At 73.3% G+C, this 13,452-nt stretch carries 11 protein-coding genes; 6 read left to right on the top strand and 5 right to left on the bottom strand.

Annotated elements, in window-relative coordinates; all coding sequences use genetic code 11:
- Positions 1-11: 11 nt before the first annotated feature.
- Positions 12-1,007: a stage II sporulation protein M gene (locus ACWXWW_RS11710; protein WP_455970022.1), complete on the top strand. Its 996-nt coding sequence runs from the start codon at positions 12-14 to the stop codon at positions 1,005-1,007.
- 17 nt (positions 1,008-1,024) lie between these two features.
- Here ACWXWW_RS11710 and ACWXWW_RS11705 read toward each other — a convergent pair whose 3' ends face one another.
- Positions 1,025-1,231 (bottom strand): DUF3499 family protein, encoded by a 207-nt coding sequence (locus tag ACWXWW_RS11705; protein WP_271172823.1) that lies wholly within the window; start codon positions 1,229-1,231, stop codon positions 1,025-1,027.
- Between the two features lie 71 nt (positions 1,232-1,302).
- Here ACWXWW_RS11705 and ACWXWW_RS11700 point away from each other — a divergent pair, with 71 nt between their 5' ends.
- Positions 1,303-1,761: a hypothetical protein gene (locus tag ACWXWW_RS11700; protein ID WP_421074342.1), complete on the top strand. Its 459-nt coding sequence runs from the start codon at positions 1,303-1,305 to the stop codon at positions 1,759-1,761.
- A 4-nt stretch (positions 1,762-1,765) separates the two neighbouring features.
- Here the strand turns inward: ACWXWW_RS11700 and ACWXWW_RS11695 are convergent, their stop codons facing one another.
- From ACWXWW_RS11695 to manA, 4 genes are all read right to left on the bottom strand, one after another.
- Positions 1,766-3,142, bottom strand: a complete 1,377-nt coding sequence (locus ACWXWW_RS11695) for a DUF5719 family protein (RefSeq protein WP_455970021.1) — start codon at positions 3,140-3,142, stop codon at positions 1,766-1,768.
- Positions 3,139-5,934 (bottom strand): glycosyltransferase, encoded by a 2,796-nt coding sequence (locus ACWXWW_RS11690; RefSeq protein WP_455970020.1) that lies wholly within the window; start codon positions 5,932-5,934, stop codon positions 3,139-3,141. The genes ACWXWW_RS11695 and ACWXWW_RS11690 overlap by 4 nt, the downstream gene beginning before the upstream one ends.
- Positions 5,935-6,008: 74 nt before the next feature.
- A complete protein-coding gene (locus ACWXWW_RS11685) occupies positions 6,009-6,329 on the bottom strand; it encodes a WhiB family transcriptional regulator (protein ID WP_271172827.1) in 321 nt (106 codons plus the stop codon).
- 197 nt (positions 6,330-6,526) lie between these two features.
- Entirely contained in the window at positions 6,527-7,684 is a 1,158-nt protein-coding gene (manA, locus tag ACWXWW_RS11680; protein WP_455970019.1) for a mannose-6-phosphate isomerase, class I, read from the bottom strand.
- A 49-nt stretch (positions 7,685-7,733) separates the two neighbouring features.
- On the opposite strand from manA, the gene ACWXWW_RS11675 reads away from it, so the two are divergent.
- The 4 genes from ACWXWW_RS11675 to ACWXWW_RS11660 are packed head-to-tail and all read left to right on the top strand — an operon-like array spanning position 7,734 to position 13,448.
- Entirely contained in the window at positions 7,734-9,161 is a 1,428-nt protein-coding gene (locus tag ACWXWW_RS11675; protein ID WP_455970018.1) for an O-antigen ligase family protein, read from the top strand.
- Positions 9,158-10,471: an O-antigen ligase family protein gene (locus ACWXWW_RS11670; RefSeq protein ID WP_421074337.1), complete on the top strand. Its 1,314-nt coding sequence runs from the start codon at positions 9,158-9,160 to the stop codon at positions 10,469-10,471. The genes ACWXWW_RS11675 and ACWXWW_RS11670 overlap by 4 nt, the downstream gene beginning before the upstream one ends.
- A gap of 56 nt (positions 10,472-10,527) precedes the next feature.
- Entirely contained in the window at positions 10,528-12,438 is a 1,911-nt protein-coding gene (locus tag ACWXWW_RS11665) for a glycosyltransferase (protein WP_455970017.1), read from the top strand.
- Positions 12,435-13,448, top strand: coding sequence for a glycosyltransferase family 2 protein (locus tag ACWXWW_RS11660; protein WP_324014271.1), 1,014 nt, complete (start codon positions 12,435-12,437; stop codon positions 13,446-13,448). The genes ACWXWW_RS11665 and ACWXWW_RS11660 overlap by 4 nt, the downstream gene beginning before the upstream one ends.
- Positions 13,449-13,452: the final 4 nt, after the last annotated feature.

Below are 13,452 nucleotides of genomic sequence, written 5' to 3'. Positions count from 1 at the left end.
CAGTTAATCAGGTGAACCTCGACGCGCTCACGGCCGCTCGCGCCCGCGAATGGGCGCGGCTCGACGCGCTCTCGAAGAGCCGTCGGCTCACGGGCCCCGAGGTCGACGAGCTCGTCGCCCGCTACCAGGCGGCGTCGGCGGACCTCGCCGACATCAAGACGAGTGCGGGGCGCACGCCGCAGGGCGACCACGTCTCGACGATGCTGTCGCGCGCCCGCCTGCGGCTGACGGGCGCGCCGGAGAACGTCCTGCGGACCCTTCCCCGGTTCTTCGCCCGCCAGCTCCCCGCGGCCCTGTACCGCGTCCGGTGGACGACGCTCGTCATCGCGGCCCTCTTCGTCGCGGTCGTGGCCCTCGTCGCGGCGTGGGTCTCGAGCGACCCGGCCCTCGTCGCCTCGCTGGGGCCGCAGGCCGCTCTCGAGCACTACGCGCGCGAGCAGTTCACCGAGTACTACACCGAGAACCCGGCCGCCGTGTTCGCCGGCATGGTGTGGACGAACAACGCGTGGATCGCCGCGCAGTGCGTGCTGTTCGGCGTCACGGGGGTGTTCCCCGTCTACGTCCTCATGCAGAACGCGGTCGGACTGGGGACGGCGGCCGCCGTCATGTTCGCGTTCGATCGGGGCGACGTGTTCGTGCTGTACATCCTCCCGCACGGTCTCCTCGAGATGACCTGCATCTTCGTCGCGGGCGCGGCCGGGCTCCACATCTTCTGGGCTCTCGTCGCGCCGGGCCCGCGCACCCGGCTCGCCGCGCTCGCGGACGCCGGGCTCTCGCTCGCGACGATCGCCATCGGGCTCGTGTTCGCCCTCGCCCTGTCGGGCGTCGTCGAGGGATTCGTGACCGGCCAGCCCTGGCCGTGGTGGCTCAAGATCGGCATCGGCGCGCTCGCGCTCGGCGTCTTCCTCTTCTACATGCTCTTCGTGGGGCGGAGGGCGGCCAGGGCCGGCGAGACCGGAGGACTCACGGAGTACGAGGCGGGAACCCCGCGGCTCGTCTCCGGATAGGGATGGCCGGGCGCCCGCTAGGCGCGCAGGGTCTCGTGGCGGAAGACGACCCACCCCTGCGGGACGGACAGCCGCTCGGTGTGGAACGCGCAGAGATCGTGCGCGTGCGGGTCGTCGCCCGCGCCGAGCGGTCCGACGGCCGCCATCTGGTCGGCATAGTCGTAGGTCATGGTCGTCACGGCCTCGCGGGCGCAGCCCACCTTCGAGCACAGTCTCTCGCGCATCCCGGACAGCCTATCGAGGCCGCGGCGCCGGACAGCGACGACGCGCAGCGCGCGAGCCTAAGCTGGGAGGCATGAAGTGGTGGAATCGCGCACCCCGTCCCGTCGTGCGGCGCTCGACGGGACGGCACGGCCGCCACGGTCGGACGGGCCGCAGCTCGATCGTGCGCCCTCCGCTGCCGCCCGTCGACACCCGCTACGAGCGGTTCGACGTCGCCGTCGGCTCGGCCGCCGAGTACCTGCGCGGGGCGTGGCCCGAGCTGCGCGACGTGAGCTTCGAGATCGCCGGCCTTCCCGCCGAGCCATCGGAGGACGGCATCCCGCGGTGGCGCATCGACCGCGCGGCGCGTCGGATCATCCTCTTCCGCATCCCCGTCGAGCGGCTCAGCCGCATCCACGGCTCGATCGGCCTCGCGCGCGCCGACGACTTCCACCGCCGGCTCGTGATCGAGGGCGCGGTCTTCCGCGCGGCGGCCGACTACCTCGACCGCGATCCGTGGGACCTCGCGCCCGACCGCTACCGCTGGTTCTGACCGGTCACGGGTAGACGCGGACGTCCTGCGGCGCGGCCGCATCGCGCTCGACCGGGAGACCGGCGAGGGCCGACCCGCTCTCGAACCCGACCGACGCGTGCACGGCCGACCCGCCGGGGTCGAGCACGAAGACGCCCGCCTCGGCGAGCTCGACGGACGCGAAGCCGCCCGCCGGCACCTCGAGGGTCTGCGACTCGTCGCCGCGCGTGATCGCGACGGCGGTGTCCTCGTCTCCGGGGTTGTAGACGCTGAGGCGCGCGCCCGGACCGTCGGGGACGGCGAACGCGGTCGGCGCATCGAGCGCGGGAGCCGCCGCGTACCAGGCGTAGTCGGAGCCCGCGCCGAACCCCGTGGCCTGCCACGCCGCCGCGACGAGCGGCTGATCCGACTCGACGAGCACCGTGTAGCGCCCCTCGGGGAGTCCGCCGATGTCGACCGACATCGGCTGGTCGGCGGTCAGGGCGACCTGCTCGGGCGCGCGCGCGGGCGATCCCCCGCCCTCGGGCAGCACGGTCACGGTCGCCGTCGCGTCCGACGTGGAGAGCAGTCGCACGAGCCCCGCCGAGTTCTCGCTCTCGCTCGCCTCGCGCGTCACGCTGATGCCGGGGATGGCCTGGACCGGTGCGGGCGCGACGGATGGCTGCAGGTCGATGCCCCCGGGCTCGAGCGTGCGCACGAGGCTCGACTGCAGTGTGACGCGCACAGGGGCGCCGTCGGCGGTCACCCGGACGGACGGCGCCTCCTCGCCCTCGGCGATCCCGGCGAGCGGGATGGCCACCTGCTCGCCCGCGGGGATGGCGATCGCGTCGGACCCGACGGGCGTGCGCCGGCCGTCCACGCCGAAGACGTCGAGCGCGACGACCGCGTTGACGTCGGTCGGGTTCGCGATGAGGAGGATGCCCGTGGAGCCCGTCGTGACATCGCCGCCCACGATCCAGGACTCCATGAGGGGTCGGCGGCACTCCGACGCCGCGAAGCCGCCGAGGTCGAGGTCGTCGGTCTCGAACGAGGAGGCCGCCGCGACCGGAACCGCCTCGCGCCCGTCCGGGCTCTGCCGGAAGACGGGCACGGCCGCTCCGTCGACGCCCGCGACGGTGAGGTCGACGCGCTCGGGCTCGCCGTCGGCCGTGCTGCCCGAGACCACGCGCGGGTCGGCGGCCGCGGTGAGCCCGCCCGCGTCCTCGGCCGAGCGTCCGAGCGCGAGCAGGGGGCCGTCGCATGCGAGCACCGTCTCGGCGGGCGCCGGCGCCACGTCGACCGCAGGCGCCTCGCCTCCCACGACGGGCCACGGGACGACTCCGACGCCGAGCGCGGCGACGACCGCCGCCGCCGAGACGACGGCGCCGATGCCGATGCGCGCCGACACGGTCGCCCTGCTCATGAGGCCTCCTCGTACTCGGCGGCGATCACACGCGGCTTCCGGCGAGCCGCGCGATGCGACGCGGGCGTCGGCACGGCGAGCAGCAGCGCGACGGCGACCGCGATGAGCTGGATGAGCGCGATCCCCCGAGCGGTCTGCGCGTCGTCGTCCGAGATCGCCGGTCGCGGCGCGCGATCGACGTCGACGCTCCAGAGCACGCCGCGCGGCGTCTCCCCCACGCGCACGAGCCCGGCCCGCTGATCGATCGCGGTCGCGGCGGAGAGGCGCAGCACGCGCGCGGCGTCGGTGTCCTCGCCCTCCGCGGCCAGCAGCACGAATCCCACGCCGCGCTCGGCGAGCGCCCCGGTCGCGTCGGCCGAGGACCCGGCCACGAGGTCGGTCGCGATCTCCGCGATGCGCCGGTCGCCGTCGGAGAGAGCGGGCTGCGTGGACTGCAGCGTCGACTGGCCGCCGAGCGTCTCGCTCGCCCCCCAGACGACGGATGCCGCGACGCCCCCGTCGGGCTGGGGCGCGAGCACGAGGGTCGCGACGTCCTCGGCGATCGCGGCCTGCGCCGAGACGTACGCGGGCAGGGTCGTGTCGGTTCCGCTGCGCAGCGCCGCCTGCCCGCGGTGGACGGCGGTGAGCGAAGGGATGGCGGCCAGCAACACGCACGCGGTGGCGATGAGCGCGGCGGCGCGCAGGACCGCGCGCGGCGCGAAGCCGACGTCGAAGGCGATGACCGCTGCCGCGACGAGGCCGAGCCACGCGAGGCTGAGCCCCGCACCGGGCCAGACGGCGACGGGCTGCGACTGCGCCCACGCGACCTGGACGGACATTGCGGCGCCGGCCGTCGCGAGGCCGAGCACGGCGACCACGATCATCGCGATCCCCGCCCGCCAGCGGCGCGTGAGCGGCGCGACGAGCGCGGCGAGCGCGACCGGCGCGAGCAGGATCGGCACCCACCACGTCTCGGCCGGGAGCCCGAGGCCCGCGAGGAAGCCGCCCCATCCGCCCGGGTCGGACGTCGGGAAGCCCAGCGCGATCCGCCAGCGCTCATCGGCCGCGAGCACGGGTCCTGCCCACGGTCGCCCGGGATCGGCCAGCAGCGCCCACGGCGTCCCGCGATCGAGCTGCGCGAGGACGACCGGGAACGCGAGCGCCGCGCTGGGGACGAGCGTCCACACGACGCGCGCGATGCCCCGCGGGCGCAGCGCGCAGGTCAGGACGAGCCCGAGCGCCCACACGACGACGAGCGCAGGGGCCAGCGACGGCGCGCACGCGACGACCGCGGCCAGCAGGAGCGACGCGGTGCCGGCAGCACCCCAGGACCGGTGCGCCGCGGCGCCGGCGAAGAGCAGCCACGGCAGGAGCAGGTGCACGAGGACCGCCGCAGGACGGGGGTCGACGAGCGCCGAGAGGAAGCTCGGCGCGAGCGCCCAGAGCGCCGCCATCACGACACGCAGCCCCGAGCGCACCGTGACGCGCGTCGCGGCGAACCAGGCCCCGAGCACCGCCAGCGGGAGGGCGAGCAGCCACAGCGCGAGCAGCGCGAACGACGGGCTGCCCGGCCACAGCGACCCCAGCAGGGCAGTCACGGCCGCGAACGGGTCGGCCGGCGACACGACGTCGAGCCCGACCGCGCGGCGGCCGAAGGCGGCCTCGGCCCACAGCCCCGACACGGTGCGCGCGAGGGGCAGCAGAGCGCCGCCCGCGACGCCCGGCCAGGACAGGAGCGCGAGGAAGGCGACGACGCTCACGACGCCGGCGGCGAGCACAGCCCACGCGCCGCCGCCGCTGAAGAAGCGCAGCTCGCGGCGGACGACCGGATGGTCGTGCGAGGCCTGTCGCTCGCGCAGGCTCTCGCGGGTGGCCCGGAGGGCGTCGACCGCGGCCCACGAGGCACGGCGCGTCCGGCGGATGCGCGCGCGCGAGCGCGCCACGGCCGGGATCCGGGCCATCGCGACGATCGCGGCCGCCCATTCGGCGGGCACGAAGGCCGGGTTCTTCGCGATGAGCTGGACGGCCGTCTTCCACAGGGCGAGCGGCAGGAAGGAGAGCCAGTGCAGCAGGACGGCCCAGGCGGGCGCGTACGCGAGTCGGCGATGCAGCTGGGCGGTGCGCTGACGGAAGTCGTCGCGCATCCGCTTCCGCGCCGGTCTCGGCACGGCGACGCGGGCACGCGGGACGAGCGCGACGCGCCGGCCGGCGAGGTGCGCGCGCACACCGAGGTCGAGGCCCTCGTCGACGCCGAGGAGCGCGCGATCGGGCACGAGGTCGGCGACGACCTCGCCGCGGACGAGAACGCCGCGGATGTCGGAGCCGAGCACGTCGTCGAGCGCGTCGTACTGCCCCTGATCGAACTCGCCGTCGGCGAGCTCGACGGCGCGGCCGAACCGGGTCATGCTCTGCCCGAGGGAGACGATGCGGTCGGCGTCGTCCGCGTCGACGAGCTTGGGGGCGGCGATCGCGATCGACGGCCCGCGCTCGAGCTCGCCCGCGAGGGCCGCGAGGGCGGTGGCATCGGGTGTCGCGTCATGGGCGAGCAGCCAGACCGACGCCCCGGGCGTGACGCGTCGCAGCGCGAACTCCACGGCGGCCGCGAACGGCGTCGCGGCGGACGCCTCGATCACGCCCTCGGCGCCGGACGCCGACACGAGCTCGCGCACGGGAGCGATCGGACCGCACACCACGATCGTGAGCGCGTCGACCGGACGGGTCTGCGAGCGGACGGCCTCGAGGGTGCGGCCGAGCACCTTCACGGCTTCCGGGGATGAGCGCGCGACGAGGACGGCGTGGACTGCGGCGGGCATGACCCGGCAAGCCTAAGCCGGGGGCCGCGTCGAGCCGTCCACCGGCGCGCCGGGCGGGCGGATTCCCAGGCGGGTCAGCTCGCGCGGCGCTTGAGCTTGCGGCGCTCGCGCTCGCTCAGGCCGCCCCAGATCCCGAACCGCTCGTCGTTCTGGAGCGCGTACTCGAGGCACTGGGCGCGCACGTCGCACGTCGCGCAGATGCGCTTCGCGTCGCGGGTCGAGCCGCCCTTCTCGGGGAAGAACGCCTCGGGGTCCGTCTGGGCGCACAGCGCGTCGCTCTGCCAGGCGAGCGCCGTGTCCTCCTCGGTCGCAGGCCGCACTCCGGGAACACCGAGGTCGACCGGATCCACGAACCAGTTGTCGGGAACTCCGGATCGATACTGCGAAGTCGCCATCGTCGCTCTCCCACCCCTTGTCCTATCCCCCCACGCGGGCAGCGTGTGCACCTAATTACAACCGTGTGATTCGGATAGGTCAAGTCGCGGATCGTAAACCCTGAAGGGGAGATTGAAGGTTCACCGGGCGTGTCGGCGTGTCGGCGAGGCGTGTCGCCGACACCGGGACGCGCCGTGCTGCAGCGCGTCCCGCCGCGTCAGGCCGCAGCGCCCGGCTCGGCGACGAAGACCTCGCCGTCGCCGTCGAACCGCAGCTGCGCCGTGTCGGGCGTCGCGAAGAGAGCGCGTCCCGGCACGAGCTCGACCGCGTCGCCGCCGTCGGACACCGTGACCGTGCCGGCCGTCGCGAGCACGATCGCGGGGCCAGCGGGGCGCAGGCTCGCCTCCTCGTCCTCGCCCGCGCGCACGCGCAGGAGCCGGAAGTCCGCGACCGGCACCGGGAACGCCTCGACGCCGCGGCTGCCGTGGTCGACCGCGACGGGGAGCACGACGGGCACCTCGCCCGGGGTCGGGTCGACGATCGCGAGGAGCTCGTCGACGTCGATCCGCTTGGGGGTGAGGCCGCCGCGGAGCACGTTGTCGCTCGCGGCCATCAGCTCGACGCCGAGGCCCGAGACGTACGCGTGCAGCTGACCCGCGCCGAGGAACAGCCCCTCGCCGCGCCGCAGGAGCACGTAGTTCATGAGGAGCGCGACGACGACGCCCGGGTCGCCGGGATAGATCGATGCAACCCGGCGCGCGTTCGCGAGCTCGGCCGCGAACTCGGTCGACTGGGCCTCGTCGAGGGCCGCGATGATCTCCGAGACCGTCTCCGCCGCGTCGCCGCCCAGCAGCCAACCGAGCGCCTGGCGCAGGCCCTCCGCGTCGACGAGGCGATCGCGCAGCGGCGCGGCTGCGGGTCCGATCGCATCGAGCAGGCGCCGCGTCGCGTCGAGGTCGCGCAGCCCGCAGAGCGCCTCGAAGCGGTCGCTCAGCGCCACGATGATCTCGGGCTTGTGGTTGTCGTCGACGTAGTTGCGGGGAGCGTCGGCGTCGAGCGATGCCTCGCGCGCGAATCCCTCCTCGGCCTGCGCCTTGGTGGGGTGCACCTGGATCGACAGCGGCGACCCGGCCGCGAGCAGCTTGAGCAGGTACGGCAGGCGCCCGGTCGGCGAGACGTGCACGCCGTTGTCCGCGATCCACGCGTCGAGGGTGCGGCCGCTGCCGTCCGCGAGGTCAGCGGGATCCGACGGATGGTTTCCGAACCAGACCTCGGCCTCCGGCCCCTCGGCCGGCTCCCGGCCCTCGAGAGCGGCGAGCAGCGAACGCGATCCCCAGGCGTAGTCGCGCGGGACATTGGTGAGCGGTACGAGCACGATCCCACCTTAGGGTGCCCGCGCGTGGCGGACGGTAGCCTGGTGCGCGATGACGCAGCTGAGCCGCCATCCGGTCGCGGACCCGCCCACCGCGCCGGAGCGCGAGAAGACGGGGCACCTCCTGCTGCGCGCATACGCGGTTCTCGTGGTGTTCTCCGCGCTCGCTCACTCGTTCTGGTACAACCTCGCCGGGATGGCCGGGGCCGCGGTCCTGCTCGGAGCGCTCACGCTCGCGACCCTCGCCATCTGGCTGCCGCGCCTGCGGCGCTCGCGGCGGACGACGCCGTTCGCGTGGCGTCGGCTCCCCTGGCTCGGGCTCGCCTATGCGGCCTTCGCGCTGCTGTCGCTCCTGTGGTCGGCGTGGCCGGCCGCGACGGCGGTGACCTGGCTGCTCCTCGCCTCCGCGACGCTGCAGGGGCTGTTCCTCGCCGATGCCCTCACCTGGCGCGAGCTCGTCCGCTGCCTCGAGATCTCCCTGCGCTGGGTGCTCGGCCTCTCGCTCCTCCTCGAGCTGTGGGTCGCGGGCATCCGCCGACGGCCGCTCCTGCCGAACTTCTCCGATGCCCCCGCCGATCCGGACCCGCACTGGTACTGGGTCCGCGGCAATCTCCTCGACAGCGTGCTCGATCCCGGGCGCGTGCAGGGCATCGTCGGCAACGCGAACCTCCTCGGCATCCTGTGCCTGCTCGCGCTCATCGTGTTCGGCATCCGGCTGGCCGACCGGGCGCCGTCGCCCGCCGTCCGCATCGTCTGGATCGCCGTCGCGGCCTTCCTCCTCCTCCGCTCGGGATCCGTCACGACGCTCGTCGCGCTCGTCGCGGTCGCGGGCGTCCTCTGCGCCGCCCTCCTCATCCGCCGCGCCGCGCTGCCGCGCGGTCGCACGCCGCTGTATGCGGTCTTCGCGGGCGTGGCCGTCGTCGGGATCGTCTCCGCGGTGCTCCTGCGCGAGCGGCTGCTCGCGCTCGTCGGGCGGGAGGGCGACCTGACCGGCCGCGGCGACATCTGGCAGGCCGTGCTCGAGCGCGCGAGCACGCGGCCCGTCGCCGGCAACGGCTTCGCGAGCCCGTGGCTCCCCTGGGACCCGGCCTTCGACGGCTGGATCCTCGACCACGGCATCACGGTCTTCCACGCGCACGACATGTGGCTCGACGTCTACCTGCAGCTCGGAGCGATCGGCGTGGCCCTCGTCGCGGGCGTGTTCGCCGCGCTCACGTGGCGCGCGTGGTTCTTCGCCGTCGACCGCCCGCGCTGGGACATCCGCGCTGACCGCCCCTATCAGGCGCTCACGCTGCTGCCGATCCTCGTCGTCGCGATGCTGCTCGTGCAGGGGCTCACCGAGTCCGGGCCGATCATGCTGTGGGGCTGGATGCTCGTGACGCTGCTCGCCTTCAAGATCAAATCCGTCCCGCTCGTCGACGTCGGGGTCGCCGAGGCGTCGGCGCCGGAGAGGCGTCCGCTGCGGGTGCGGCGCGGATGAACCCGTACTCGCCCGTGCGGATGGCGGCGCGCCTCCTGCGCTCGGCCGATGTCGCGCGCGCCTACACGCTCGCGACGCTGCTGGCGGCCTTCGGGTCGCACGCGGTCGAGCGCACCGCGGGGCGCGTGACCCTCGCGACCGTCATCGTGTCGCTCGTCGTGCTCGGCATCGGCATCATCGCGGCACGGCGGCGCGAGCTGCGCCCCCTCGGGTTCGCCCCCACGAGCTTCGTGGTGTTCCTCGTGTGGGCGCTCGTCTCGACGATCTGGTCGAACGACGACGACGCGACCCTGGGCGGATGGATGTCGCTGGTCGCCTACGGGTTCCTCGCGCTCGTGATCGCGCACATCCGCGACACGCTGCAGACGGTGCGCGCCATCGGCGACGTCCTGCGGTGGCTGCTCGCGGCATCCCTCGCCCTCGAGATCCTCTCCGGGATCCTCCTCGACATGCCGTTCCCGTTCCTCGGGATCGCGGGCCAGATCGCGAACGGGGGCCCGATCCAGGGCCTCTTCGGCACCCGCAACATGCTCGGGTTCGTCGCGATCGTCGCCCTCGTCACGTTCCTCGTCGAGTGGCGCACCCAGTCCGTCCCGCCGCAGAAGGCCGCGTTCTCGATCACGCTCGCGGCCCTGCTCGCGGTGCTGTCGGCCTCCCCGACGGCGGTTGTCCTCGCGCTGTCCGTCGCCGTGTCGCTGCTCGCCCTGACCCTCGTGCGCCGCGCGGCCCCCGAGCGGCGCCGCTCCCTGCAGTGGACGCTCGCCATAGCGCTCGTGCTGTCGCTGTCGATCGCCTACGCCCTGCGCCATCCGATCCTCCGCTGGCTCGACGCGACGGCGGGCTTCTCGCTGCGCGCCGACCTCTGGAACGCGATCCTCACGTGGGTGGGCAACCGTCCGATCCAGGGCTTCGGCTGGCACGGCGGCTGGGATGCCGACGCGTACCCGATGAACGTCATCAACGTGCTCCTGGGCGAATCGCACCGCTCGGCGCTCAACGCCTACTTCGACGTGCTGCTCCAGCTCGGCTGGGTCGGCCTGCTGCTCTTCGCCGCCCTCTGCGGCGTCGCGTTCGTGCGCTCCTGGCTCGTCGCGAGCGAGCGGAAGTCGACGGTGTACGCGTGGACCCCGGCCGTGCTCGCGGCGCTCATCGTCGACTCGATGTTCGAGAGCTTCACGCTCGAGGGCGCCGGCTGGCTGCTGCTCGTGCTGTGCGCCGTCCGCGCGGGCCAGTCCCGCTCGTGGCGCGAGAGCCTCGATCTCGTGGCGAGCGGGGGCGAATCACAGGATCCCCTGGCACCGCCGCGATAGGCTCGACGGCGGCCCGAACCCGGCGCCGATCCCGTCTCGCACCCGGAGCTCTCGCCGTGACACACGTCCTCCAGAGCGTGGTCTTCCCGCTCGACCGCGATCCCGACCTCCTGCCGCTGTACATCGATCCCGAGGTCTGGTCGACGATCGACGAGGAGCCGGTCCGCGTCTCCGACGTCGCGCATCTCTCCGACATCCTCGGCCGCACGCGTGCGCGGATCCCGGCCGGGACGCGCGTGTCGTTCGCGACGTACTTCAACGCCTTCCCTGCGTCGTACTGGCAGCACTGGACGAGCGTCCGCTCGGTGCGCCTCGCGGTGCGCACCGAGGGCACGGCGACCGTGCTCGTGTACCGCTCGACGGGCGACGCCGCCCAGCAGCGCATCGACACGAAGGACGCGTTCGGCGACGCCGAGACCGTGTTCGACATCCCGCTCACGCAGTTCAGCGACGGCGGATGGCTGTGGTTCGACGTCGTGGCCGGCGCGGAGGACGTCGTGCTCGCCGGCGGCGAGTGGACGACCGAGCAGGAGCCCGCGCGCACGGGCAAGGCGTCGCTCGGGATCACGACGTACAACAAGCCCGACTACTGCGTCGCGACGCTCGGCGCGCTCGCCGACGCCCCCGAGGCGCTCGAGCTCGTCGACCGCATCTTCATCGTCGACCAGGGCACGCAGAAGGTCGCGGCCCAGGACGGGTACGACGAGGTCGCGGCGCGCCTGGGCGACCAGCTGCAGGTCGTCGAGCAGCCGAACCTCGGCGGCTCCGGCGGCTTCGCGCGCGCGATGCACGAGACGCTGCAGCGCCCCGAGAGCGACTTCATCCAGCTCCTCGACGACGACGTCCGCATCGAGCCGGAGTCCATCCGCCGCTCGATCACGTTCGGGCGCTTCGCGACGCAGCCTGTGCTCGTGGGCGCCCACATGTTCGATCTCCTCAACCGCCCGCGGCTGCACGCGTGGGCGGAGGTCGTCGACGAGCAGCCGTTCATGTGGCGCAACCTGTATCAGGAGAGGATGCCGCACGACTTCCGTCGCGCGAACATCCGGCAGACGCCCCTGCTGCACATGCGCATGGACGCCGACTACAACGGCTGGTGGATGTGCCTCATCCCGACCCAGGTCATCCGCGAGGTGGGCCTCGCGCTGCCCGCGTTCATCAAGTGGGACGACGCCGAGTTCTGCCTGCGCGCGCGCGAGGCCGGCTACCCCACGGTGTCGCTGCCCGGCGCCGCGCTGTGGCACGTGTCCTGGATCGGCAAGGACGACTCGATCGACTGGCAGGCGTACTTCCACGCGCGCAACCGGATCGTCGCCGGCCTCCTCCACTCGAATGCGCCGCGCGGCGGCACGCTCATCCGCCACTCGCGCCGGGTGGACCTCAAGCACCTGATGATGATGCAGTACTACCCCGTCGCGCTGCGGAACCGCGCGCTGCGGGACGTGCTGCGCGGGCCCGCGCACCTGCGGGAGAACCTCGCGACCGCGATGCCGGAGGCGCGCTCCCTCGCCGCCCGCTTCCCGGAGACGGTCGTCCATCGCGACCCCGAGGTCGTCATCCGCTCACGGCGCGGGCGCCAGGTCTTCCAGCGGCTCAAGCAGCATGTCTTCGACAGCCCCACGGGATGGCGGCTGCGGCTCTTCACCGCACAGACGCTGGTCTCGCACTGGCTGCGGGAGCCCGACCCGGCCAACGTCGAGCGCCCCGAGGTCGAGTTCGGCAAGTCCGACGCGCACTGGTGGCGCGTCCCGCTGTACGACTCGGCGCTCGTGAGCGCGGCGGACGGCTCGGGCAAGAACATCTACACGCGCGACCGGCTGCTGTACCGGCGCATGCTCCTGGACTCGATCCGGCTGCACGCGCGCCTGCGACGGGAGTGGCCGCGCCTGCAGCGGGAGTACCGTGAGGCGCTGCCCGGCCTCGTGTCCGAGGGCGCGTGGCGCGAGATCTTCGAGAGGCAGTCATGAGCGAGAAGACGTCCGTCGTGGAGCAGAGCTACGACCCGCGCGCGTTCGACCCGGCGACCGCGACCATCGTGGTCGTCACCTACAACCGCTCGCACCTCCTGTCGAAGCTGCTCGTCTCGATCGGCGAGATGGACCCGAAGCCGGGCCACGTCGTCATCGTCGACAACGCGTCGTCCGACGACACGACCGAGGTCGTCGAGTCGTTCCGCGCGGAGATCGGCACCGAGATCGTCTACCGGCGTCTCGAGGAGAACACGGGCGGCTCCGGCGGGTTCAGCGAGGGCATGCGCGTGGCGTACGAGCTCGGCTCGACCTGGATCTGGCTCATGGACGACGACGTCGAGGTGCTCCCCGACGGGCTCGCCCGCATGGGCGTGTGGGCGCCGCGCTTCAAGAGCATCCAGGGGCGCCGCTACGACTACGACGGCAGCGAGTTCTACTGGCAGTACCGCCTGTCGATCCCGCTCGGCATCCCGATCCCCTTCGCCCCGGCCGGCTTCGATGCCACGGGGTACCGCGAGATGAACTCCGGGTGCTTCGAGGGGATGTTCATCCACCGCGACATCGTGCAGAAGGTCGGGCTGCCCGATCCGCGCTTCTTCATCTACTGGGACGACTCGGTGTACGGATGGCTCGCGTCGCTCCAGACGACATCCGCGATCGTCAACGAGTTCGTGCTGCGCCGCACGCGCGAGATCAAGCAGTGGGACATGGGCGTGCGCCATCTCAACGCCTCGAGCAACGCGTACCGCTACTACATCATGCGCAACCGCGGCATCATGCGGCACTACTTCGCCGAGCACGGCGCGTACCGCCCCGTCCTCTTCGCCCTCGGCACGGCGCTGACCTTCGCCAAGGAGCTCATCCGCCTCATCGCCGTGGAGCGGACCGTGCGGGGAACGAGCAATCTCTTCCGCGGCATGCGCGACGGACGCCGCATCGCGAAGGACCGCTCGTGGCGCACCATGCCGCCGCTCGACGCTCCCGCCGCGCAGGACGAGAAGCGCTGAGCCC

It is taken from the genome of Microbacterium sp. KNMS, assembly GCF_053851835.1.
This window is presented reverse-complemented; position numbering and strand designations above follow the sequence as displayed.